Source organism: Streptomyces sp. SudanB52_2052 (assembly GCF_964272415.1).
Taxonomy (GTDB): Bacteria; Actinomycetota; Actinomycetes; order Streptomycetales; family Streptomycetaceae; genus Streptomyces; species Streptomyces olindensis.
Window position 1 is genome coordinate 5,248,026 of record NZ_OZ186796.1, and the last position, 22,368, is coordinate 5,270,393.

General features: G+C 69.3%; 23 protein-coding genes, 1 tRNA gene and 1 pseudogene. 17 read left to right on the forward strand and 8 right to left on the reverse strand.

Going from position 1 to position 22,368, the window contains the following annotated elements; translation table 11 throughout:
• Positions 1-30 precede the first annotated feature (30 nt).
• Positions 31-690: a LysE family translocator gene (locus tag ACSUPV_RS23455; protein WP_436948486.1), complete on the forward strand. Its 660-nt coding sequence runs from the start codon at positions 31-33 to the stop codon at positions 688-690.
• Between the two features lie 315 nt (positions 691-1,005).
• On the forward strand, positions 1,006-1,746 hold the full coding sequence (locus ACSUPV_RS23460) for a class I SAM-dependent methyltransferase (RefSeq protein WP_436948487.1): 741 nt from the start codon (positions 1,006-1,008) through the stop codon (positions 1,744-1,746).
• A 275-nt stretch (positions 1,747-2,021) separates the two neighbouring features.
• On the opposite strand, the gene ACSUPV_RS23465 is transcribed toward ACSUPV_RS23460, so the two are convergent.
• A complete protein-coding gene (locus tag ACSUPV_RS23465) occupies positions 2,022-3,062 on the reverse strand; it encodes a helix-turn-helix domain-containing protein (protein ID WP_436948488.1) in 1,041 nt (346 codons plus the stop codon).
• Positions 3,063-3,216: 154 nt separating this feature from the next.
• On the opposite strand from ACSUPV_RS23465, the gene ACSUPV_RS23470 reads away from it, so the two are divergent.
• Positions 3,217-5,037: an ABC transporter ATP-binding protein gene (locus ACSUPV_RS23470; RefSeq protein ID WP_436948489.1), complete on the forward strand. Its 1,821-nt coding sequence runs from the start codon at positions 3,217-3,219 to the stop codon at positions 5,035-5,037.
• Positions 5,034-6,749 carry an ABC transporter ATP-binding protein gene (locus tag ACSUPV_RS23475; RefSeq protein WP_436948490.1) on the forward strand — a complete coding sequence of 572 codons (1,716 nt, stop codon included), beginning with the start codon at positions 5,034-5,036 and terminating at the stop codon, positions 6,747-6,749. The genes ACSUPV_RS23470 and ACSUPV_RS23475 overlap by 4 nt, the downstream gene beginning before the upstream one ends.
• 202 nt (positions 6,750-6,951) lie before the next feature.
• On the opposite strand, the gene ACSUPV_RS23480 is transcribed toward ACSUPV_RS23475, so the two are convergent.
• Entirely contained in the window at positions 6,952-7,278 is a 327-nt protein-coding gene (locus tag ACSUPV_RS23480) for a GYD domain-containing protein (RefSeq protein ID WP_031113362.1), read from the reverse strand.
• A 209-nt stretch (positions 7,279-7,487) separates the two neighbouring features.
• On the opposite strand from ACSUPV_RS23480, the pseudogene ACSUPV_RS23485 reads away from it, so the two are divergent.
• The 3 genes and pseudogenes from ACSUPV_RS23485 to ACSUPV_RS23495 all read left to right on the forward strand — a co-directional run.
• Positions 7,488-7,736 (forward strand): annotated as a pseudogene (locus tag ACSUPV_RS23485) (hypothetical protein); the annotation flags it as partial.
• Positions 7,737-8,665: 929 nt separating this feature from the next.
• Positions 8,666-9,250 (forward strand): hypothetical protein, encoded by a 585-nt coding sequence (locus tag ACSUPV_RS23490; RefSeq protein ID WP_436949931.1) that lies wholly within the window; start codon positions 8,666-8,668, stop codon positions 9,248-9,250.
• Between the two features lie 353 nt (positions 9,251-9,603).
• Positions 9,604-10,590, forward strand: coding sequence for a DUF6414 family protein (locus ACSUPV_RS23495; RefSeq protein ID WP_436948491.1), 987 nt, complete (start codon positions 9,604-9,606; stop codon positions 10,588-10,590).
• Between the two features lie 204 nt (positions 10,591-10,794).
• Here the strand turns inward: ACSUPV_RS23495 and ACSUPV_RS23500 are convergent, their stop codons facing one another.
• The 4 genes from ACSUPV_RS23500 to ACSUPV_RS23515 all read right to left on the reverse strand — a co-directional run bounded on the left by ACSUPV_RS23500 (position 10,795) and on the right by ACSUPV_RS23515 (position 13,253).
• Positions 10,795-11,343, reverse strand: a complete 549-nt coding sequence (locus ACSUPV_RS23500; RefSeq protein WP_436948492.1) for a hypothetical protein — start codon at positions 11,341-11,343, stop codon at positions 10,795-10,797.
• 650 nt (positions 11,344-11,993) lie between these two features.
• Complete coding sequence (locus ACSUPV_RS23505) at positions 11,994-12,374, reverse strand: hypothetical protein (protein ID WP_436949932.1); 381 nt, start codon at positions 12,372-12,374, stop codon at positions 11,994-11,996.
• Positions 12,374-12,799 (reverse strand): ATP-binding protein, encoded by a 426-nt coding sequence (locus ACSUPV_RS23510; protein ID WP_436948493.1) that lies wholly within the window; start codon positions 12,797-12,799, stop codon positions 12,374-12,376. The genes ACSUPV_RS23505 and ACSUPV_RS23510 overlap by 1 nt, the downstream gene beginning before the upstream one ends.
• Positions 12,800-12,845: 46 nt before the next feature.
• On the reverse strand, positions 12,846-13,253 hold the full coding sequence (locus tag ACSUPV_RS23515) for an NUDIX hydrolase (RefSeq protein WP_062931480.1): 408 nt from the start codon (positions 13,251-13,253) through the stop codon (positions 12,846-12,848).
• Positions 13,254-13,360: 107 nt separating this feature from the next.
• Here ACSUPV_RS23515 and ACSUPV_RS23520 point away from each other — a divergent pair, with 107 nt between their 5' ends.
• The 10 genes from ACSUPV_RS23520 (at position 13,361) to ACSUPV_RS23565 (ending at position 20,258) form a co-directional block, all read left to right on the forward strand.
• Positions 13,361-14,149, forward strand: a complete 789-nt coding sequence (locus tag ACSUPV_RS23520; protein ID WP_436948494.1) for a GntR family transcriptional regulator — start codon at positions 13,361-13,363, stop codon at positions 14,147-14,149.
• Between the two features lie 165 nt (positions 14,150-14,314).
• A complete protein-coding gene (locus ACSUPV_RS23525) occupies positions 14,315-14,671 on the forward strand; it encodes an SCO3933 family regulatory protein (protein ID WP_436948495.1) in 357 nt (118 codons plus the stop codon).
• Positions 14,671-16,047 (forward strand): FtsK/SpoIIIE domain-containing protein, encoded by a 1,377-nt coding sequence (locus ACSUPV_RS23530; RefSeq protein WP_436948496.1) that lies wholly within the window; start codon positions 14,671-14,673, stop codon positions 16,045-16,047. The genes ACSUPV_RS23525 and ACSUPV_RS23530 overlap by 1 nt, the downstream gene beginning before the upstream one ends.
• 83 nt (positions 16,048-16,130) lie before the next feature.
• A complete protein-coding gene (locus tag ACSUPV_RS23535) occupies positions 16,131-16,805 on the forward strand; it encodes a DUF2637 domain-containing protein (protein ID WP_436948497.1) in 675 nt (224 codons plus the stop codon).
• A gap of 12 nt (positions 16,806-16,817) precedes the next feature.
• Entirely contained in the window at positions 16,818-17,009 is a 192-nt protein-coding gene (locus ACSUPV_RS23540) for a mobile element transfer protein (RefSeq protein ID WP_359768077.1), read from the forward strand.
• A gap of 14 nt (positions 17,010-17,023) precedes the next feature.
• A complete protein-coding gene (locus tag ACSUPV_RS23545) occupies positions 17,024-17,218 on the forward strand; it encodes a hypothetical protein (protein WP_436948498.1) in 195 nt (64 codons plus the stop codon).
• Positions 17,219-17,244: 26 nt separating this feature from the next.
• Positions 17,245-17,490, forward strand: a complete 246-nt coding sequence (locus ACSUPV_RS23550; protein ID WP_436948499.1) for a SpdD protein — start codon at positions 17,245-17,247, stop codon at positions 17,488-17,490.
• A 140-nt stretch (positions 17,491-17,630) separates the two neighbouring features.
• On the forward strand, positions 17,631-18,932 hold the full coding sequence (locus tag ACSUPV_RS23555; protein WP_436949933.1) for a replication initiator: 1,302 nt from the start codon (positions 17,631-17,633) through the stop codon (positions 18,930-18,932).
• The gene (locus ACSUPV_RS23560; RefSeq protein ID WP_086602848.1) at positions 18,925-19,107 is read left to right on the forward strand and encodes a helix-turn-helix domain-containing protein; all 183 of its coding nucleotides are present in this window, start codon (positions 18,925-18,927) and stop codon (positions 19,105-19,107) included. The genes ACSUPV_RS23555 and ACSUPV_RS23560 overlap by 8 nt, the downstream gene beginning before the upstream one ends.
• Positions 19,107-20,258: a tyrosine-type recombinase/integrase gene (locus ACSUPV_RS23565; protein WP_436948500.1), complete on the forward strand. Its 1,152-nt coding sequence runs from the start codon at positions 19,107-19,109 to the stop codon at positions 20,256-20,258. Before ACSUPV_RS23560 ends, ACSUPV_RS23565 begins: the two co-directional genes overlap by 1 nt.
• A 76-nt stretch (positions 20,259-20,334) precedes the next feature.
• Here the strand turns inward: ACSUPV_RS23565 and ACSUPV_RS23570 are convergent.
• Both ACSUPV_RS23570 and ACSUPV_RS23575 read right to left on the reverse strand, forming a co-directional pair.
• Positions 20,335-20,410: transfer RNA gene (locus ACSUPV_RS23570), tRNA-Arg, on the reverse strand.
• An 89-nt stretch (positions 20,411-20,499) separates the two neighbouring features.
• A complete protein-coding gene (locus ACSUPV_RS23575; RefSeq protein WP_436948501.1) occupies positions 20,500-22,110 on the reverse strand; it encodes an IclR family transcriptional regulator domain-containing protein in 1,611 nt (536 codons plus the stop codon).
• Between the last annotated feature and the right edge of the window lie 258 nt (positions 22,111-22,368).

A 22,368-nucleotide genomic window follows, 5' to 3' on the forward strand; every position in this document is an offset into this window, starting at 1 on the left:
CGGGCCAGTGGACGCTGCCACGCTCAGCTCATGGACCTTGTTGCGTTATTACCGCCGTTCGTGGTCGCTGTGCTGCTCATCTCGGCGTCACCGGGGCCGGCGATGCTCTTGATCTTCCGGCAGGCGGCGTTCCGCGGATGGCGGGCGGCTGTCCCCACCGTCCTGGGGCTCGAAGCGGGCCTGTACTTGTGGGCACTGGCCGCCGGCGCCGGTCTGGCCGCCCTCGTGGCGGCCTCCGAGTTGGCGTTCGTCGTACTGCGCCTGGTCGGCGCGGTGTTCCTGGTCTACCTCGGCATCAAGGCCTGGCGCACGGTGTGGCGTGGCCGGACCGGCCCCGGGCCTGCACCGGCGGACACGGACGCGCCGATCGCGCCGCCCGTGAGCCGAGGGGGATGGTGGACGGCCTTCGGCGAAGGAACAGTGGTGATGCTGGCCAACCCGAAGGCCGCCTTCTTCATGATCGCGTTCTATCCGCAGTTCGTTCCGGCAAGCCGTCCACTGTTCGCCACCACCGCGCTGCTGGCCGCGGTGCAGGTGCTCGTCGAGACGGCGTTCTACCTCGGCCTGGCCGCCGTCGTGGGTCGCACCGGAGCCTGGTTCCGCCGGCCCAGGGTCCGGCGCCGCGTCGACGCGGTCAGCGGAGGCGTACTGGTCGCCCTGGGCCTGCGCCTGGCGACGACCACACGCTGAACCATCGGCTCTTCCTGACTGATCAGGACGAGACAGATCATGGGTCGAGCCAGGGCCGGACGGAGGCGAGGGCCTGCCAGTGCCCTAGGGCCTGTCGTTTGGATCACGCCGCAGACGCGTGGTCTGGCACGCACATCTGCCGCGTTGTCGTCACTCGCCGACGCTCCGCGTCGACTCCCTCCTCCGCCTTGCAGCTGCACGCACCAGACCCCGCTCACCGGCACCGAACAGAACCGTCGCTTTCCTGCGACCTGATCCAAACGACAGGCCCTAATCGTGTTGACCGCCCCCGGCAGGCAGTGCTGGAGTCGGCACGTGGACAGCATCCCCGCCAACCGCCGGTTCTGGAACCGGATCAGCAGCGCCTACCAGCACGAGCACGACCCGCGAATCGGCGCCACACCCCGGCTGTGGGGCATGTACTCCATCCCCGACGCGCACCTGCACGCCCTGGGCGACGCCACCGGCAAGCGCGTCCTCGAACTCGGCTGCGGCGCCGGCCAGTGGTCCAGGGCGCTCGCCGCCGAGGGCGCCACCGTGATCGGGCTCGACCTGTCCGAAGCCCAACTGACCGCTGCCGCCCGCGCGATGGGAGCGGTCCGCTACCCACTCGTGCAAGGCGCCGCCGAACAACTCCCCTTCGCCGCCGACAGCTTCGACCTGGTGTTCTGCGACTTCGGTGGGCTCAGCTGGGCGCCCCCGCACCTGGCCGTCCCGCAGGCCGCACGCGTCTTGCGCCGAGGCGGGCGCCTGGTGTTCAACGTCGCCAGCCCATGGTTCGAAGCCTGCTACGACGAGGCCGCCGCCCGCGTGACCACGACGTTGCAGCAGGACTACTTCGGCCTGAACACCATCGCCGAAGACGACGGCGCGACCAGCTATCAGCTCACCTACGGCGACTGGGTCAGGGTCCTGCGCGGCGCGGGTCTCATCATCGACGACCTCATCGAGCCGCGGCCCGAACTCGGAACACGCAACGGCTACAACGAAACGGACCCATCCGACTGGGCACACCGCTGGCCGGCGGAACTGCTCTGGGTAACCCACAAAGCGTAAATCGCCGCGCCGAGACGTGCTGCATCCCCTCGCCAGGGTGACCGGTTCCGTGGAAGACGTAGGCGCGTTTGTCGAAGCCTGGGCCCGCTGATCTCGGGTCCCAGCGCCAGCGGCCGGCGTCCGCCTTCACCGGCCAGGTGGATCTGCGGGCAGTGAGTACGGCTCCTGGCCGGGAGACGCAATTCCTGATCAAAGATGTGGGGATATGGGTGGTCGTTCGTGCGCCATGCCAGATCGCACCGCCCGCCAGGTCGCACCGCCCCACGAAGCCGCCGTCAGCCGGAGTCGCCGGCATCGGCGGGGCGAGTGGGCTGCCGGCGCCGGTGGCGGGACCGTACGTCCGTTACATCCGTACTCCGCCCGGGAACTCGTCCGCCTCGGTTGTCTCCGCCGGTCGGCGGCGGTGGCCGGTGCGCCCCGTCGAAACGGGAGGCTGGGGCATTGCCCCATCGCGCCGAAAGGCGCGGTACGTGGTCCACCCACGCCATGTCGGCCGTCGCGATGAGCGACTGGCCGGCCACGGTCGCGGGGGTCACACCAGTGAACGCCACGACGTCCCGGTGCAGATGCGACTGGTCGGCGTAGCCGCAGTCGGCCGCGACCCCGGCCGCCTCCTGGCCCCCGGCCAGGCGGGTGGCGGCCCAGTCGAAGCGGACGAGCTTCACGGCGCGCTTCGGCGGCAGGCCGAGCTGCGCGTGGAAGCGGGACCACAGGCGCTTGCGGCTCCAGCCCAGCTCCTCGGCCAGCCCCTCGACCCGCACCTGGCCGTGCCCGGCGACGATACGGTCCCAGGCCCAGCCCAGCTCCGGCTCGATGGCGGGCCCCGCGGCGGTCAACCGGGCGAGCAACGCTTCGACGAGCGCGAAGCGTTCCTCCCACGAGGCGGCCTGGGCCAGCTGCTCGCGCAGCCGGGCCGCCCGCCGCTCTCCCCATAGGTCGTCCAGGGCCACCACCGAGCTCTCCAGCTCAGCAGGGCCCACGCCCAGCACGGCCCGCGCGATGGCGGGGGACAGGCGCACCTGCACCCACTCGACGTTCGCGGCCCGCACCCGCGCCGCACCTCCGACGCCGAACCCGAGCCCGGTGACAAGACTGCCGCGGTGCTGCCGCCCCGTCGACTCGTCGATGCCGAGCCCCGACTCGCCGCAGGCCAGCGCCAGTGTCAGCACGGGGTGCGGGTCGAGCCGGTGGTCGACCGGATCCGGGCCGCGGTCGCGCAGCCCCGCCAGGACGACGCCGGGTACACGGCCGGGCCGGGCCGGGCGCGTGACCTCCCACACAGGGGCAACGACGCGCTGGCGCACGGCAGTCGACATGCGTCCATGCTACGGGCCCGCCAGAACGGAACGTCCGGACGGAACACCCGGACTGACCGTCCGGACTGACCGTCCGGACTGACCGTCCGGACTGACCGTCCGGACGGAACATTTCTCCAATCCAGCGGGCCGCAGCCGCGGCGAAGGTGAGCGCATGACTTCCACCGGAACCACCGCGCCGCCACCACCGGGCGTGGCCCGTCTGTTGCGCCCGTACGCGGGCGGCTTCGCCGTCGTCGTCGTCCTGCAGGTCATCGGCGCCGTCGCCGGCCTGGCGCCGCTGCTCGCGGTCGTCGAGCTCGGCCGTACGCTGCTGGCGCCGGGGCCGACCGACGACGGGCACGTGCGCCACGTCGTGCTCGCGGGAGCGGCAGGGCTGCTCGTACGGCTGCTGTTCACGGCCGCCTCGTCCGGCGTCGGACACCTCCTCGACACCCGGGTGCAGCTGTCGCTGCGCCGGCAACTCGCCGCACGGCTCGGGCGGGTGCCGATCGGCCGGCTGGCGCGGCGGCGGACCGGGGAGCTGGCGAAGCTGGTGGGTGAGGACGTCAGCGCCGTGCACCCGTTCATCGCCCACACGCCGGGCGAGCTGGTCTCCGCCTTCGTGGTGCCCCTGGTCTCGCTCGGCTACCTCTTCACCGTGGACTGGCGGCTGACGCTGATCACGCTGGTCCCCGTGCTGCTGGCGGTCGCGCTGGTGCCGCTGATGATGACTCCCACGCGGCTGCGCGAGCAGAAGGAGTTCGACGCCGCGATGGGGCGGATCTCGGCGTCGGTGGTCGAGTTCGTGCAGGGCATCGCGGTGGTGAAGGCGTTCGGCGGGTCGGAGCGGGCGCACGGCAAGTTCCGTAACGCGGTGGACGACTTCACCCGGAGCTTCTACCGGATGGTGCACGGCCTTTCCGGGCCCGCCGCCGGGATGCAGGTGGCGCTGTCGCCGCCGTTCGTGCTGCTGGCGGTGCTGGTCGGCGGCGCGTACCGGATCACCGGGGGCGGGCTCGCCCCGGCCGACCTGCTGCCTTTCATGCTGCTCGGCCTCGGGCTGACCGCACCCGTGGCCGCGCTCGGGCACGGCTTCGACGACCTGCAGGCAGCGCGGCGTGCCGTCGGCCGCATCCGGGACGTACTCGCCGAGCCGTCGCTGCCCGAGCCCGTACGGCCGGTGGCGCCCGAGGGACACCGGGTGGAGCTGCGGGACGTCCGCTTCGCGTACGAGGGCGCCGGGACCGGGCGCGAGGTACTGCGCGGTGTCGACCTGGTGCTGGAGCCGGGGACGATCACGGCCGTGGTGGGGCCGTCCGGCAGCGGCAAGTCCACGCTGGTGCAGCTGCTGCCGCGGTTCTACGACCCGACGCACGGCTCCGTGCTCCTCGGCGGCGTCGACCTGCGCGAGGTGGACAGCCAGGAGCTGTACCGGCGGGTGTCCTTCGTCTTCCAGGACGTCCGGCTGCTGCGCGCCTCGGTCGCGGACAACATCGCCCTCGCCGTCCCGCACGCCGACCGCGACGCCGTCGTCCGCGCCGCCCGCCGGGCGAGCATCCACGACCGCATCCTCGAACTGCCCCGCGGCTACGACTCGGTGATCGGCGAGGACGCCCGCCTCTCCGGCGGCGAGGCGCAGCGCGTCTCGATCGCCCGCGCCCTGCTCGCGGACACCCCCGTCCTGGTCCTCGACGAGGCAACCGCCTTCGCCGACCCGCAGACCGAGCAGGCGGTGCGCGAGGCGCTGGCGCAGACCCGGGAGAAGCGGACGACGCTGGTCATCGCCCACCGCCTGGAGACGATCGCCGACGCCGACACCGTCGTGATGCTGCGCGACGGCGAGATCGTGGAGCGGGGCACGACCGCGGAACTCCTCGCACGGAACGGAGCGTTCGCCGAATTCTGGAAGACCCACGCCTGTGCGATGGAAGCCGATGCCGTGGAAGCCAGTGCCGTGGAAGCCAGTGCCATGGAAGGGGAAGAGGCCCGATGATCAGCACACTGCTGCGTGTGCTCGGCCACGAGTACGCCGGGCCGGTGCGCCGCACCATCGCCCTGATGACGGCGACCGCCCTCGCCGAGGGACTGTCGTACGCCCTGCTGGTGCCCGTACTGCGCGCGCTCCTCGGCAGCACACCCGAGGACGCCCGGCCCTGGCTGGCCGCCTTCGGCGCGGCGGTCGCGGTCTACGCGGTGCTGCGGTACGTCAGCGACCGCTCCGGTTTCCGCGTGGGCACGACGATGCTGCACGGCATGTACGAGCGCCTCGGCGACCACCTCGCCCGGCTGCCCATCGGCTGGTATCAACCCAGCCGCACCGGCGAGGTGTCCGTCCTCGCGAGCCAGGGCGTGCTGCAGGCGATGAGCGTGATCGCACACCTGCTGGCGCCGTTCATCACCGCCTTGGTGACTTCGCTGACGATCGTCGCCGTGATGCTCGCCGTCAACTGGCAGCTGGGACTCGCCGCCCTGGCCGCCGTACCGTTGGTGGCCGCGGTCCAGCTGCGCACCGCCCGCGCGACGACGGCAACCGACACGGAACGAGTGGAACGCGAGCGCGAGGCCACCGGCCGCGTCATCGAGTACCTCCAGGCCCAGCCGGTACTGCGCGCCGGCGGCCGCACCGGCGAGCGATTCGGTCTGCTGGACGACTCCCTGGAGGAACTGCGCCGCGCCTCGCGTCGCTCTGCCCTTTCGGCGCTGCCGGGTGTGCTGGGTCTCGCGGTCACGGTGCAGGCGGTGTTCACCGCGCTGCTCGCACTCGGTGCGTACCTCGCCCTCGGTGGGGACATCGGTACGGCCGAGGTGCTCGCGGTCCTGGTGCTCGCCGCCCGCTGCGCCGACCCCCTGCTGTCCCTCGCCGAGATGAGCGGTGGTATCCGCGCCGCCCGCGCCGAACTCACCCGCCTCGACGACGTCCTCACCACCGAGCCGCTGCCGGAGCCCCGCGCGCCGCGCGAACCGTCCCGCCACGACATCGAGTTCGACGCGGTCACGTTCCGGCACGGCGACCGCGTGATCGCCGACGGGGTGACGCTCTCCGTACCCGAGGGCGGGCGACTCGCCGTCGTCGGGCCGTCGGGCGCGGGCAAGACGACGCTGCTGCACCTGCTCGCCCGCTTCTACGACGTCGACGCGGGCGCGGTCCGGATCGGCGGCGTGGACGTACGGGAGATGGACACCGCGGCGCTGATGGCGCGGATCGCCATCGTCTTCCAGGACGTCTACCTCTTCGACGGCACGATCGAGGAGAACGTGCGCCTCGGCCGCCCGGACGCCACCGACGCCGAGGTACGGGCCGCGGCCGCCGCGGCCCGCCTCGACGAGGTGATCGAGCGGCTGCCCGGCGGCTGGTCGGCGGACGTGGGCGAGGGCGGGGCGCTGCTGTCGGGCGGCGAGCGACAGCGCGTCTCCATCGCCCGCGCGCTGCTGAAGGACGCCCCGATCGTGCTGCTCGACGAGGTCACTTCGGCCCTGGACCCGCTGAACGAGGCGGCCGTGCACGCCGGCATCGAGGAGCTGATGGCGGGCCGGACCGTGGTGCTGGTGGCACACCGCATGGCGACTGTGCGCCGGGCCGACCGAGTCGCCTTCCTGGACGCAGGGCGGATGGTCGAACAGGGCACCCACGAGGAGTTGCTGCGCCGGGGCGGCCGGTACGCCACCTACTGGGAGCTGTCCCTGGCCGGGGCGCCGGGGGACTGAGACGGCCGTGCGGATTGCGGCCTCCCGGCCGCGCCGGGTTGCCCTTCTACGCCCCCGTCCGGTGTCGTTGATGTCAGCTGTAGATGTCAGAGCCTTCTGATCTGTAGCTCTACGGAGCTCGATCACTACTGGACGCGGACGGTTGCTGTACCCCGCTGTCGTCTCGATGTCTGAACCCGGCAGCCGCCAGCCGTCTGGACCGCTACGCGCCGGGAGCCCGGTACTGGACTTGTCCGGCTTTGCGCAGGGCATCCATGGTTTCGTCAATGGTCAGGAGAACGGTCGTCTCGAACGAGCTGAGTGCGCCGCCTCCGCTGATCGCCAGGGCGACCGCAGCCATGGAGACGTTGTCAGGGGCCTCCCACAGGTTGTAACCGTCGCGGGTGCCGAACGCGTACCAAAAGCCGTGGAGCTTGCCGCCGACGGACTCGATGTACGACTGAGCGGCCTTTGCGCGGTCCTCGGGGTGGCCGATGAGTCTCGCCCAAGTCTCCGGCGTGTAGCTGAACCTCGATAGATAGAGCGGCATCATGTCTCCCTTTCGTCCCAGCAAGGGATGCCCCCGCAGGGTGGGATACCTCTCTGAGGCCGCCCGCGTATCCCCCGAACGGCCGAGATGATGACACCGCATGCTCAAGGACGGCGACCTGGACCTGAACCGCCTCCAGACGGACCTGCACGCGCCGGCTGGGCCCAGGCCCTGCACGAAGCCCGGGAGGCCCTCCAGCGCCGGGTCGCCACGAGGTTCTCGGTGCCGGCCGCTCCACCTGCGCCGACCTCCGCGCGGGAGCCACCCGCCTGCTGGAGATCAACCACACACTGCCCGCTCCTGCCGACCGCCTCTACCTGGTGCTCTCCGAACCGCCCGCCGAGGACTGGTCGGCCGACACCGTGTTCGGTGTCTTCGGGGTTCAGGTCCTGTGGCGCACCCCCGACAGTTGGGGCGGCCACGACGCGGAAACCGCCCTGGGCTCCGGAGAGGCGTAACCACTTTCGACAGAAGGGCACTTCTTCCGTGCCCGCTCGTGCGCTCCTTGGGTGCCCGAAGGGGAGCCAGAGCCCGATGTCCCGGAGAAGACCGGGCCGGGAGTCCGTGCCGGATGATGCTTATCCGCTGGAGAGATTTCGGGGATCAACTCACCGTCCGCTCACGCAAACGGCCCCGGACGAGGAGCCCGAGGCCGAGTAGAACCCCTTCCTGGGGAAGAAACTCCAGGTCAGAGCGGTAACGCGTTGTGCCCCCGGCAGGATTCGAACCTGCGACACCCGCTTTAGGAGTTCGATCCGGGCCTGCTCCGGCTGTGGTCGTCGGCTGGTACGGCAGCCGGACAGGGACGCTGGCGTACGTTCTCGTTCGGCGGCGTTGATGTCAGCCGTGGATGTCAGGGGCTTCCACGATCTGGCGGGCCAACTCGTCAACCACCTGTGAAGGTATGTCCTCACGCCCTCAGGGCGGTGCCACGAGCCGTCTTCATCTCGCCATAGGCACCCCCGCACACGCCCACCTCGTCCGTGTGACGGCCGCTTCGATCTTGGCTGCGTATTAGCCAGCGGCATGGCTCTAGTTCCTCGGCTTCATAGGCACGCAAACCAAGCATGTGGGAGCCGGCGCTTAGAAGATGCGGGCACGCCTTGGTAAGTCCACCCGATCGGCCTACGCCGACACCGTGCTGGGCTGTTGCCGGTCGCACCTGTCCGCCGTCGTTGCCGTCAGGATTGCCGTCACTGCGGGGGATCTGGCCGGGCGGATGTCTGCTGCTGTCGGCACGCGAGCGGTACGTGCGGTGAACCCTGTTCGGGCGGTGTGCGCTCCTTCGTGCGCTGGTTGCGACCTTGTGTGTCTCGCCTGGCCGCAGCACGGTTTCAGTTGGACGCTGCTCGGTGCCTGCAAGACCACCAAGGAAGGGCGGTACGTTGTGGGTTCAGCCAGTCAGTGGGCACGTGAGACCTTCGGAGACATAGCCAGCGAACTGGCCGACATCATCCCAGCCTGCCTCGTCCGGGCTCATGATCGAGCACGCACAGGGCAGGAGGGCGTCCATACCCAGACGCTCGAAGCATACGGGCATGGCCTCTACGCGGTGCAATACGAGGAACTGGCCGCCGGCATCTCGGAGCTTGGGGAACCAGTGCGCCTGCAAGGCCGCACGATGATGCTCGTCCGCGGGCAACTTATCTACCCCCTCCGCTACGCGAAGAAGGACGTGCCCGTCACGGCTGCACGTCTCCGTCGAGCCACAGGCTTCCGAGCAGACCTGATCCGCCGCCACGGCCCGCCGGCCATGCAGCAAGCATTCGACTTGGGCCTGGGGGAGCTTGAGGACACCGAGGTGCACCCAGACCTGGAGCTGCTTCCCGAAGACGTGCGGCTCGTCCTCGTCGCCTACGCCTGCTCCATGGAGAAGGGCGTCATGCGCATTGAGTGGGGCTCTGCGGAGCTACGTCGGGAGGACCGATATCTGATCTGGCACCGTCATGAGCCGCTGCCCGTTGCAGGTTGACCCGAAGCCGTGAGCGGGCCGACACGAGCCCCACCGGCTGGGGATGCCAGTTCCCCGCGTGCAGGCATAACCCTCCCAGTGTGGCAGATCATCGCCCGGAGCCCAGGCCGGAGCGGGGCTGGGGGTGGTCACCTGTGGGTGCCGTCTGTCGGCCTTGGACGGCCCAGGGACGGCCCAGGGGCCTGAGCGGTCGTGCTCACTACCTGGCCTTCTGGAGCTGACACGGAAGGTACGGCAGGGGCTGGACTTAGCGAAAACTGAGAAATCTGCGCCAGGTCGGGTGTTCAATCTCGTCATGTCGGGGCTGCACTAGATCGAGCCCCACTGAAGACGATGCAATGCCGGGAGAGCCGATGATTCTGCGCGAGTTCCTCTACGTTGACACGGATAAAGTCCGCGCCCTGCTCGCTCAACTCGACGGCGGAATCGCGGAAGAATCACGAGAGACGGAGCGCAAGGAGAAAAGGACAACCGTCGGTCCACGCTCGGCGGCTCAACATCTACAGGGAACCGGCAGCGAGAGCTACACCAACAAATCTCTCGGCGACGCACTATTTCCAACGCTGGAAGAAGCATTGGAATCTGAACTCCTGTTGCACGACATCTCAGAGGAAGCGTCGGAGGTGGACCTTTGGGAATCAGGCAACCTGAAGACCAAGTATCCTCCAGGCTCTCTCGTTAGAATCACCGCCCCTGGCTCCCTGTTTGACACAAGGTATGCGGCCTCCGTGTTTGCTGCTTTCGGGTACGTAAATGTTGGACTCAAGGGCATCGGAGCCTCGCCATCAAATGAGCCGCAGCGAGCAGGAAAGGGTAGGCAGGCCCAGCAGCGACCTAAGCCCGTAAAGAAGAGCGACGGGGGCGGCGACCAGCTGGAGGACGCAATCCCGGACTTCCCCGCGATCGATGGGACGGACGGAAACACACTGCGGTCTTTCGTGCAGATTTCAAAGGGTGTATTCACTCCGGGCCTACATATCAATTTGACCCCCGCCAAGGGCGCTCTGGTGAGTGCTCGACTCCAAGAGGGTCGCCAGTATCTCGACACTGAAGCAGAAATTCTCTTCGCCCGCTACGGCACTGAACGTCAGAATTGGACACTCGTCGGTAGCATCGGGAGCTACGGGACTGAAGAAGTCGAGCTACCGGATACGGATTTTCACAATTCAGACGGAAGTATTAATCGCGGAGAATTCGCCGAGGCTATGAACGCCCAGATGCGAAACCTGGGGAGGATGGGTTTTATCGATTTGCCCCAGCATCCGGGATTTTCTCTCATTCCATTCGCCGTCTATCGAACCATTCCTCGCAGTACCGAATTGGCGCAGACGCGACCATAGGCCAGCAAATCTCAATGGCCGATCAAGTCAGCGGGGCGCCCCCCCCCACCGATTAAGGGCGGCGCCCCGTCTGGGACAGGTTTCGAGCCTCATCCTTATCAGGTCGATCGAGGGGCCCCAGCGAGCCTGCTGATTCATAGTCCAGCGGCCCAGTGCTAGTCGCCATAGTCCGTCCTGATCCGGCCCCGTACGCGGCTGTTGGTGTCAACCGCTGATGTCAGGGGTGACCTGGTGCTTGACGGATGCTTGTGCCTCGGTATCCGTGGCAAGTTGCGGAGCGGTACGGCCCCTTCTCCCGGGGAGTAGCAGCTTCACCATTCGCAAGCATCGAGCGCCGACTTCGCGCAACCATCGCGCCACATGACGATGGAGATGCCACCACCTCGGCGCGTACCACAATTCCGCCCGACATGCCTCAATGAAGGCGTTGACCGCATCTTGTGCCTCGTGGACCGCTTTTCCCAAGTCTTCATCGCTCGTCTCGATTCCGAGCTGGTGTGCCCGACTGACGGCTTGGTCCAGGCGCTGGGCAAGAGGAAGGATCGGCTCGGTGCCGACGAGTTCGACCTCGAACTGTGCGTACATACGCTCCGCGTGGGCCCCTCTGGCATAGGCGCCCATCTCCCTGCGAAGAGCTCGTCTCGCCTCAAGGATGCCTACCTCCCCCTCAGCCATGAGCAGGCGGAAGTGCGTAACAAGCTCGACTCTCGCCTGCAAGTCGCCGATCGCGGCTACTGCGAAACGCGTGTACACCTCCCGCCGCTCCTCTCGACTGCCAAGGCGCACAAGGCGAATCTTCGGTTGACGAAGCGCACCGATTGCTTGCCCACCTATCCGAGCAGCACTGTTCAGCATGACAGGATCCACTGGCCCTCCCCCTGCACAGAGGAGCCATCTTGCTGTACGTCCTCACCTAGCCGCCAGTCGTTGGCCATGCCGTGACGGTGCGCTCATGACCTACCTTCACCCCAATAACATCCTTCGCTCCCATCCCGTCCGCCGTCGACCCACACACCGTGGAGCAGGCGTGGTGCATGGCGTCCAGGTGGAGCGCGCCACTGTACGAACGACCTGGACGCCATGCGCCGCGTCTGCTCGGCTCTGCCTGGGTCGATGGCGGACGGGATGGGAGCTCCCCGCGCACGCCACTACGGACCCGCAGTCGGGGACGGCGCCCCCTCCATCCCGGTGCCGGCCGATCCCCCGCCGGAGGCACTGTTCTGACCGCGGGCGTCATGTGCGGTGATCGACTCACGGCTACCGGCCCTATCCACACGTGGGCGCGCGTCGGCGCAGCCCGCCGGAGCGGGCCGAAGGCAGGAGCGGCGGCGGAGCGGAGCCGGGAAGCGCGCCCGGCGGAGCGGAGCGCAGCCGGGGCTTGAACCAGTAGAGAAAGTTGTAACTCAGTCCGTGGCGCGGGGCTTGAAGTCGTATGTGCAGGCTGGGAGATCGACGCCCTGACGGTGAGCCATCGGCAGGAAGACCACTGGCCGGATCGTCCAGGTGATGCGGGTGCTGGCGTGGATCACGGAGACCGTGCAGGGTTCCATGCGTAAGAGGGCTCGTCGTGTATCGATGCGGCCGTCGTAGAGCCAGGCCCAAGCCTCGTCGGAGGCGTCCGGGTCGAGTGCTGGCGAGATCGTGCGCAGGGCGACCGCTACCCATCTGTCGGCCTGCGGTGCCGAGTAGGCGTCGAAGGATGCCCGGAGTGCCGGCCACCCTTTCTCGTCGTTGACGTCTTGCGTCCAGCACTCGCACCAGAAGCCCCGCTGGGGCTTGTCCATCAGCACGGGTGTCCTCCCGGCTGGGTGTCCGTGAAGAGTTCGGCGGTGACGGTGTAGCCGCTGTGGCTGCCGTGGACAACGACCCGGTGTGCGATGACGCTGACCATGCCCAAGCCGCGGCCGTGTACCGCGTCCTCGCTTGGCTGCTTGACCTTCGGGGCGGTGCCCGTCCCTCCCTCGTCGGTGACCGACAGGGCGACCACCTTGGGGGAGACCGCCAGGGCCAGGTGGAAGCTGCCTGCCCCACGGCTCGCCGTGTGAAGGATCGCGTTCGCGCTCAGCTCGCTCACGATCAGTTCGGCGTCGTCGGCCAGGGGAGATCCGCGCAGGATGTCCCGTGTCCAGCGTCGCGCCCGGCTGACCTCTTCCGGAAATCCTGGGCAAGTGAGTCCCCAGACCCGGGCGGTGCTCGTATACTCGTGCATACAAGTTCCTTCGTGCTGGTAGGCCGCCATGTGCAGCGGGTTCGGGCTAGACGAGTTTCACGCCGTCGTGGGCGCGGATGGCCGGCGGGGATACCGCGTCCAATGCGTCCAGGACGCGGATCGCGTATGCCTCGTCGGCGAGTTCGATGACTTCTTCGCGGGTGGCCCAGCGCAGTGCGCGGGTCTCGTCCCCGGTGGTGGGCGTGCCGTCGGCGGCCTCACAGCGGAAGACCATGGAGACGATCAGGCCCTTCATGTTCTTGTAGATACCGGTCAGGGTCGCGGGAAGTGCGATCTTGATGCCGGTTTCTTCGAGAACTTCGCGCTGGAGGGCCTCGGGGATGGTTTCCTCGCGTTCGAGGATGCCGCCCGGGGGTTCCCAGTGGCCGTTGTCGCGGCGTTTGATCAAGAGGGCGCGGTCCTGGTCGTCGACGATGACTCCGGCGACGCTCACGGAGTGCGGACGTTCGGTGCTCACGTTCCTCGGCCCTCTCGGATGGCTAGGCTCTCCACCGTAGCAACAAAGCTCGCCCACTCGTCTAGATACCTAAAGGAGTACACGTGCCGTCTCTTCCTTCCGGCCTCCTCGGCGATCTCGATCCCACGAGCGACCGTGCGGTCTTTCGGCAGATCGCCGACCAGCTGCGCGAGGCCATCGACCGTGGGCGATTCAAGGAGGGCGAAAAGCTGCCCTCCGAGGCCGAACTTGTCGAGCACTACGGGGTTTCCCGTATGACGGTTCGAAACTCCTTCTCGGTCCTCCAGGGCGAGGGCCTGGTGCACGCCGAGCACGGCAAGGGCGTCTTCGTGCGACCACGCCCGCCTGTACGACGGCTCGCCTCCGACCGGTTCGCCCGGCGCCACCGCGAGCAGGGGAAGTCCGCGTTCATCGTGGAGGCCGACGCCGCCGGCAGTCACCCGCAGGTGGACAGCCTGGAGGTCAAGGAGGAGAAGGCGAGCCAGGACGTCTCCACCCGGCTCGGGTCCGTGCGACGGGTGCTGGCCCGGCGTCGCCGCTACCTGCTGGACGGGCGGCCCGTGGAGTTCGCTACCTCGTACCTGCCGCTCGACATCGCGCGCGGTACGCCGATCGCCGAGCCGAACCCCGGGCCCGGCGGCATCTACGCCCGGCTTGAGGAGCTGGGCCACCGCCTCGACCACTTCGAGGAAGAGATCCGTGCCCGGATGCCCTCGCCCGATGAGGTCCGGACGCTACGGCTGGCCTCCGGTGTGCCGGTCATTCACCTGATCCGGACCGCGTTCGACCAGGAGGGGCGGGCCGTGGAGGTCTGTGACACGGTCATGGCGGCGGACGCGTACGTCCTGTCGTACCAGCTCCCGGCGACGTGAGCGCCTGATCGGTGGTGGTGCGCGGGGCTGCCTGCCCGAACTCGTACACCCCAACAGGCTTACTCGTATAGACGAGTGGGCAAGTTGTGTGGCAAGGTGGTCGTCGTTCCCGGAGATCGGGTTCGAACACCGCATCTTGTATAGACGAGTAGATGGGAAGAAGCCTTGCGCACCATCCGTGTAGAGACCTCCGCCGCGACGATCCTGCTGACCGAGGCGCCCGAGCCCAAGGTCCGCGACCGGCAGACGGGCGAGATCGCCAAGGACGCGACCAGCGGTGAGGCCCTGATGACCATGGGCGTCGTCTACCTGGAGGACGGCGAGTCGTCGCTGATCAAGGTCACCGTTCCTGAGAGCGGAGTGTCCGAGGGGCTGACGCTCGGGTCTCCGGTCTCGCTGCCCGGGCTGGTTGCCCGGCCGTGGGAGAGCGTTTTCAACGGGCAGCAGCGGCACGGCATCGCCTACCGTGCCGCCGCCGTGACACCGGCCGCGTTCCCGGCCTCCTCTGGGGCCGCTGCCTGATGACCGATCTGACGACGCTCCTGGAGGTGGGTGGTCCTGTCGCCGCACTCGGCGGCGGGGCCGCCTACGCCCGGGCCAAGCACCCCGGGGTGTACTGGTCCACGGTCGGCCTGCCGATATCCACCACCCGACTCCTCAGCTCGTACAGCTCGGTCATGGAGGCCTGCGGCCTGACCGTGACCCCGTCCCGGCTGCGGATGCTGGCGGTCAAGGCCACCACTCGCCGTGAGGTCCGTCCCGTACCCCCGCGTCGGGGCATCATCCGCCCCACCTCGACCGGGCTGCGGCTTCGGCTCCGGCTTGCTCCGGGGCAGGAACCGGCAGACGTCGCCGCCTCGGCGGAACGGCTGCGGCATGCCTGGGGCGTCCACGCCGTGTACGTGACCACGGTCAAGCCGGGTGTGGTTGAGCTGCGGCTGGTCGGCTTCGACGTGCTGCGGCGAGTGCGGATGCCGCGCAAGGTGGACGCTGGGTTCCTTCAGGTGCCGGTGGCTCTGCGGGAGGACGCCATGCCGTTCATACGCGACTACCGGACCGTGCCCCACCAACTCACCCTCGGCGCCACCCTGTCGGGCAAGTCCATGTACCTGCGGCACCTGATCGCCGGACTCGCCCCTCAGCCGGTCGCCCTGGTCGGGATCGACTGCAAGCGCGGAGTGGAACTGGCGCCGTTCGCCTCCCGCCTCTCCGCGCTGGCGACCGAACCGGAACAGGCAGCCGACCTGCTGCCCGTGCTCGTAAAGGAAATGGAGGACCGCTACGACCTGATCAAGGCCCGGCAAGGCATCGCCCCGGACACCCCGGCCGAAGAGATCACCTCCGACATCTGGGGACTGCCCGAGTCCGAACGCCCCGTTCCCCTCGTGCTGTTCGTGGACGAGGTAGCCGAATTGTTCCTCGTCGCCAGCAGGAAGGACGAGGAACGGCGCGACGAGATGGTGACCCAGCTCATCCGGCTCGCCCAACTCGGCCGCGCCGCCGGTATCTACCTGGAGGTCTGCGGGCAGCGCTTCGGCGCCGAGCTGGGCAAGGGCGCCACCATGCTGCGAGCCCAGCTGACCGGCCGCGTCTGCCACCGAGTGAACGACGAAGCCTCCGCGAAGATGGCGCTCGGCGACATCGCCCCCGAAGCGGTCATGGCCGCCTGTGCCATCGCCCCCGAACGACCCGGCCTCGCCGTGGCAGGTGACACCTCGGGCGGCTGGTCGCGCATCCGGACGCCGTACCTGCCCCTCGGCGATGCCGCCGAGACCTGCCGCGAGTACGCCCACCTGGTGCCGGACCTGCCCGTACTCAAGCCCTTCCAGCCCGAGGTGACGGTACGGCCGGTCGAGTCCCCGGCCCCGATCACCGAACCTCGCCCGGCAACCGGCTGACCTCCTCCACCAACCCGGTCGGCGTGACCGTCTCACGCCAAGTCCCTACCCCTCGCATGCCTGAATCCGGAAGGAGCCGCATCATGCGCGCCCAACTGGCCCGCGTGGACGCGGTGCTCATCCAAGCCGTCATCGCCGCCGCACTGTCCTTCGCCCACCTGCACGACATCGCCTCGGCGGCCGGGCAGGACGGATGGAAAGCCTGGGCCTACCCGATCAGCGTCGACCTGCTGCTCGTCGCCGCCTGGCGCCGACTGCGGTCCGGGGAAGCGAAAGCGGCCGGGTGGTGCTGGTTCCTCATCGCGCTCACCGCCTCACTCGGCGCCAACGTCGCCACCGCCGGCCTTCTCGACATGAACCACGTCCCGGCCTGGCTGCGCATCCTCGTGGCCGGGTGGCCTGCGGTCGCCTTCCTCGGCGGCACCCTGCTCGCACACTCCGCACCGAAGACGATCGACCACGCCGCCGAACCCGACACGGACGACGACGAGGTCCACGACCAAGCGGAGGAACTCGAACTCCTCCCCGAGCCACCCGTCCACCCGGCCTCCGAGCATCCCCCGCGCCAGCGACCGGCGAACGAACCGGAACGGTCTGAGCGTCCCGCCCCACCTGTGCCTGCCGCCCTCGTCGCGCACGCCCGCAAGGTCGCCGCCGAACACCACACCCGCACCGGAACGCCCATCGACACCGCGACCCTGCGCGCCCGCCTCGGCGTCCCCGCACCCATGGCCGAAGCCATCGCCACCCACCTCTGAAAGGAGACCTGCGTGACCGCCAACCGCCGCTTCCGCCACGTCGTCCGCATCGGCCCTGTCCAGGTCGGCACCTACTACGACGGCCGGGGCCGAGAGAAGCACACCGCCGCCTGCACCGCCCCCCGCTGCGGCTTCTCCACCGACTACGACGGCCGTGCCGCCGCTGAGCTTGCCGCCCGCACCCACCGCTGCCCCGTCCGCTGAAAGGGAGTCTGCCCGTGACTGTCAGCCTGCCGCTGGTCGTCGTCCTCGGCTTCTTCGCCTGGGGAGCAGTCAGGTTCCTCGGTGTCCGCGTCTGGATCGTCGTCCTGATCGCCCTCTTCGGCTTCTGGCTCTCCCGCACCTTCCTCGCACCCGCCATCGAGTCCGGCACGCGCTCCGGCGTGAGCGTCATAAACGGCTCACACACCTAGACGAGTAGATAAGGAGTCCCTGGCCCGTGTTTCTCCCGAAGCACCCCGACAGCCCGACCCCGCCGCCCGCTCACACCCACACCCCGACCGAGACAGCACCCGTTCGGCGCTCGCTGCCCTCGGTCTCCATCGATCAGCAGACCGTCGTCGCCCTGGTCGTCGGCGGGGTCGTCCTCACCGCGCTCCTGGCGGCCGTCGCCGTCACGGCCATCTCCGTTGCCGTGGCCGCCGTCGTCCTGCGCTCCATGCTCCGCGACCACCACCGCCGCTGAGGCGCGCTGGCCTCCGGGGCGGCGGCACACGACCAAGCATTTCGCCGCCCCGGGGCCTGTTCCTCCCGACCGAGCCAGTCAGAAGGGGAATCGCCATCTTCACCCGCACCACCCCGGCCCCAGTCCCGGAACTTGCGAACCTGGCCGCGCAGGGCACCCTGCCGGGTATCCTCCGTCAACTCTCCGGACTCGGCGGCTGCACCAACCCGATCCGCCTCGACGGCCACCGCACCGAGTACGACGTCGACACCACGACTGGCGAGATCGGCAACGTCCTCCACCGCCTCGACTCGACCAGCCTCCCGGCCGGGCAACTCCTCGTCCGCTGCAACAACCGCCGCACGACCCGCTGCGCCGCCTGCGCCGAGGTCTACCGCCGCGACACCTTCCACCTGATCACCTCGGGCCTGCGCGGCGGCAAGGGCATCCCGGAACGGGTCGCCGCCCACCCGCGCGTGTTCGCCACCTTCACTGCGCCTAGCTTCGGCCCGGTCCACAACCGCCCTTCCAGCGGGCGTCCCTGCCGCTGTGGCACCCACCACGACCAGGATGACGACGCACTCGGCACCCCGCTCGACCCGGACACCTACGACTACGAAGCCGCCGTCCTCTGGAACGCCCACGCCGGTCCGCTCTGGCGGCGCTTCTCGACCTACCTGCGCCGAGAGGTCGCCAAGCGCGCCGGCCTGTCCCAGCGGCGCTTCCGCGAGCACGCCCGCGTGTCCTTCGCCAAGGTCGCCGAGTACCAAAAGCGCGGAGCGGTCCACTTCCACGCGGTCATCCGCATCGACGGCCCCAGCGGTGGCGACACCCCGCCTCCTCCCTGGGCCACGGCCGAGCTGCTCACGGACGCCATCCGGGCTGCCGCTGCCAAGGTCCGCGTGGACGGCCCGGTCATCGACGGCCGCACCCACACCTTCACCTTCGGCCGCCAACTCGACGTCCGCACCATCCGCTCGGCCGACTTCAACGACGGCCAGGAGCTGACCGAACGGGCCGTTGCCGCCTACATCGCCAAGTACGCCACCAAGGGCGCCGAGGCAGCGACGGGTGCCCTCGACCGCCCGCTCAAGTTCGCCGCCGAACTCGCCCAGCTTGACATCAGCGACCACGCCCGCCGCATGATCCGCACCGCCTGGACCCTCGGCGCACGCAAGGACCTCGAACACCTCCGCCTGCGCGCCTGGGCCCACATGCTCGGCTTCCGCGGCCACTTCTCCACCAAGTCCCGCCGCTACTCCACCACCCTCGGCGCCCTCCGCGACGCACGCGCCGAATGGCGCCGAGCCCAAGCCGCAGCAGCCAACGGCCCCGAGCCCGACACGACGTACGTCCTCGCGCACTGGGTCTTCGCAGGAACCGGCCTGTCCGACACCGAAGCCTGGCTTGCCGCATCCCTTGAACCCGCCCCCGGAACTGAAGGAGAGCCGACCCATGCATGACGACGAACTGCTGACGGTGCCTGACGTGATGGAGCGGCTCAAGCTCGGCCGCTCCACCGTCTACGACCTCATCCGCTCTCGTCGCCTGCCCTCGATCACCATCGGTCGGTGTCGTCGCATACCCGCGCGGGCCGTTCGCGAGTACATCACCAACGAACTGGAGGCGGCCGCCTGATGGCCCAGCAACGCAAGCGGAACCCCAACGGGGCGGGCACCATCACCAAGCGGAAGGACGGCCGCTTCCAGTGCGCGGTCTACGTCCTCCAGCCGGACGGCACACGTGCCCGCAAGTTCGCCTACGGCAAGACCTGGGCCGAGTGCGACGCCAAGCGCCGCGAACTGCTCGACAAGGTCGACCAGGGCGTGCCCGTGCCCACCAAGTCGGCCAAGCTCTCGGACTGGCTCCCGTACTGGCTGGACAACGTCATTAAGCCCCGGCGGAAGCTCAGCACGTTCGACAAGTACGAGGCGCACGTCCGGCTCTATCTGGTGCCCCTACTCGGTTCCAAGCGGCTCGAATCGCTCGGCGTCGCCGACGTCCGCCGCTTCCTCGTCCGCTTGGAGAAGGAGACCACCTCCGCAACGGCCAAGGAATCGCACCGAGTTCTGCGTTCGGCGTTGTCCTCAGCCTGCCGCGAGGAACTGATCACGCGTAACGTCGCCAAGCTCGTCGAGCCGCCCCGCACGGATAAGCCCGACCTGAGCCCATGGGCCCTCGACGAGACGCTCGACTTCCTCGCGGCCTCCCGCAAGGATCCGCTCTACGCGGCCTTCGTCCTCGCCATCGCCATGGGACTCCGCCGGGGAGAGATCGTGGGCCTGCGCTGGTCGGATGTCGACCTGGACAACCGCGTCCTCTACGTCCGCCACCAGGTCCAGCGCCGCCGTGGCGTTCTGTACGACGACGACCCCAAGAGCCGCCGTCGCCGGGCGGTGCCGTTGCCTGCCCTCTGCATCGCGCCCCTACGCTGGCACCGCCTACGGCAGGCGGACGCTCGCGCCAAGGCGGGGGAGAGGTGGCAGGAGTCGGACTACGTCTTCGCCACCCGCACCGGCCGCCCCGTCGAGCCGCGTAACCTGTACCGCTCCTTCACCCGCGTCGCCCAGTCCGCCGGCCTCCGCGTGATCCGGCTGCACGACGCTCGCCACGGGACGGCCACCTTGCTCACGGCGGCCGGGGTCGCGCCCCGCGTTGTCATGGAGATCCTCGGTCACTCTCAGATCAGCATCACCATGGATGTCTACACCCACGTCGTCCAGGACACGCAGCGCGAAGCCATGAGCCACATGGACCGGCTGCTCCGGAGACGCCCCATCCGCGAGTGACTGCGCGCGTTGATGTCAGAAGTGGATGTCAAAGGCCCGGCACCTCCGAAATTTCGGAGGTGCCGGGCCTTTGACCTGGTGCCCCCGGCAGGATTCGAACCTGCGACACCCGCTTTAGGAGAGCGGTGCTCTATCCCCTGAGCTACGAAGGCAGTGGCAGCGGACGCAAGGAGCGGCGTGCCTGTGGTCGGGAAGACCACAGGCGTCAGCGTACCGGATGCGGGTCGGGTGGGTGTGGGGGTCAGGTCAGGGGGACGTGGGTGAAGCGGGTGGCGGTGTGGAGGTCCGATTCGATGTGGGTGGCTGTCGACATGAGTTCGGGGAGGAGGTCCGTGACGCATTCGCGGAGGGAGCGGCGGGCCGCGTGCATCGCCGTGCTCAGGGCTGCCACCACCCGGCCGGCGCGGTCGCGGATGGGGACCGCGAGGGAGCGGAGGCCTTCCTCCAGTTCCTCGTCGACCAAGGCGTAGCCGTCGGAGCGGACCGAGGCCAGAATGTGCTGGCTTGTCCGGTCGTCGGTCCTGTCTGCCAGGAGGACTCGGCCGCCTGCCGTCGCCTTCGCCGGGAGGCGCGTGCCCACCGTGATGTTCACGCTCATCACCCGGCCCGTCGTCACCCTCGCCGTGTACTGGATCTCCTCGCCGGAGTCCGAGAGCACCGCCAGGGACGTCGACTCGTGGATGCGGGACGTGAGGTCGGCCAAGTGGGGCTGGGCGATCTCGGGGAGGGACGTGCGGGAGAGGGGTGGGTAGCCGAGGGAGAGCACCCGGGGGGTGAGGGTGAAGGTGCGGGATTGCCGGGTCGTCACCAGGTTCAGGTGTTCGTAGGTGATCAGGGCCCGCCGGGCCGTCGCCCTGGCCAGGCCCGTCGCCCGGGCCACCTCCGTGAGCGTCAGCTCCGGCCTGCCCTCGCCGAACGCCGTCAGGACCGTCAGGCCGCGCGCCAGGGATTCGATGAAGTCGCGGCCGAGTCGGAGTTTGGACTCGCCCGTCCACAGCGCCAGGTTCGAGGGGGGCGGGCCGGGCTCGGGGGGTGGAGTGCGGCGTAGCTCCTCCTCCATCTCCGTCACCGCCGACCGCAGTCTCGGGAGGAGGGTCGTCCGCAGGTGGTGGGCCGTGTGGCGGCTCGTGTGGCTGACGATGCTGGCCACGCATGCGATCCGGCCCTCCCCAGCGGCTGCTTCGCCGTCCGTGTGAGGGGAGCGGATCGGTGCCGAGATCGCCACCAGGCCCGGTTCGATCAGCTGGTCGTCCACGGCCCAGTCGTTCGCGGACGCCTCCTCCACGCGGCGTACGAAGTCCTCGTCGTACCTCGCGTCCGCCCCGTACGTGCGCGGCGGTACGGCCGTAAAGGACAGGTCCCTCGGGTCCGCCGCCCTGCGTTCGCGCCAGCGCTGCCAGTCCGCCGGCGTCCACTCCGTCGCGAACAGGGGGCCCGGCGCGGTGCGTTCCGCGGGGAGCAGGTCGCCGATGCGGAAGCTCAGGGACATCGCGCGGCGGCGGGTCGCCTGGTGGATGAAGCGGATGCCGTCGCGGTCGGCGACCGCCAGGGAGACCGACTCGTCCAGTTCGTCGGCCAGGGCGTCCGCGTGCGGGGAGAGGAGGGCGGGGAGGCGCAGGGCCGCCAGGTAGGCGTTGCCGAGTTCCATGAGGCGGGGGGCGAGGTGTACGTCCCGGCCGTCCACGCGGACGTAGCCCATGCGGGCGAGCGTGGCCGCGATGCGGTCGACCGTGGAGCGGGCGAGGCCGGTGGCGCGTTCCAGGCCGCTCAGGCTCAGCGTGCCGTCCGCCTCCGTCAGCTCCCGCAGTACCGCGATCCCGCGGATGAGCGGAGTGACCGCCTCCGTCGGCACTGGTGGTTCCTCCGTGGGCACCGGGGGTTCCTCCGCCGGTACCGGTGGTTGCGGTGGCTGCGGTGACTGCGACGTGTCCGGCTCCGCGCTCAGCGCAGACCGCCCTCCGGCGGTCCCCTCCGCCCGCGCAGACCGTCCTCCGGCCGTCCCCTCCGCCCGCGCAGACCGTCCTCCGGCCGTCCCCTCCGCCCGGACAGATCGCCGCGCGGCCGTCGCCCCGCCCCGCTCCCCGTTCTCGTCAGCCGGTCGGGCGGACCC

Excerpts from the sequence above, each read along its gene's own strand:
- ACSUPV_RS23505 (WP_436949932.1), bottom strand. The coding sequence starts at position 12,374 with ATGGACAAGCCCCAGCGGGGCTTCTGGTGCGAGTGCTGGACGCAAGAC.
- ACSUPV_RS23510 (WP_436948493.1), bottom strand. The coding sequence starts at position 12,799 with ATGCACGAGTATACGAGCACCGCCCGGGTCTGGGGACTCACTTGCCCA.
- ACSUPV_RS23530 (WP_436948496.1), top strand. The coding sequence starts at position 14,671 with ATGACCGATCTGACGACGCTCCTGGAGGTGGGTGGTCCTGTCGCCGCA.
- ACSUPV_RS23495 (WP_436948491.1), top strand. The coding sequence starts at position 9,604 with ATGATTCTGCGCGAGTTCCTCTACGTTGACACGGATAAAGTCCGCGCC.
- ACSUPV_RS23465 (WP_436948488.1), bottom strand. The coding sequence starts at position 3,062 with ATGTCGACTGCCGTGCGCCAGCGCGTCGTTGCCCCTGTGTGGGAGGTC.
- ACSUPV_RS23535 (WP_436948497.1), top strand. The coding sequence starts at position 16,131 with ATGCGCGCCCAACTGGCCCGCGTGGACGCGGTGCTCATCCAAGCCGTC.
- ACSUPV_RS23455 (WP_436948486.1), top strand. The coding sequence starts at position 31 with ATGGACCTTGTTGCGTTATTACCGCCGTTCGTGGTCGCTGTGCTGCTC.
- ACSUPV_RS23560 (WP_086602848.1), top strand. The coding sequence starts at position 18,925 with ATGCATGACGACGAACTGCTGACGGTGCCTGACGTGATGGAGCGGCTC.
- ACSUPV_RS23480 (WP_031113362.1), bottom strand. The coding sequence starts at position 7,278 with ATGCCGCTCTATCTATCGAGGTTCAGCTACACGCCGGAGACTTGGGCG.
- ACSUPV_RS23565 (WP_436948500.1), top strand. The coding sequence starts at position 19,107 with ATGGCCCAGCAACGCAAGCGGAACCCCAACGGGGCGGGCACCATCACC.
- ACSUPV_RS23475 (WP_436948490.1), top strand. The coding sequence starts at position 5,034 with ATGATCAGCACACTGCTGCGTGTGCTCGGCCACGAGTACGCCGGGCCG.
- ACSUPV_RS23470 (WP_436948489.1), top strand. The coding sequence starts at position 3,217 with ATGACTTCCACCGGAACCACCGCGCCGCCACCACCGGGCGTGGCCCGT.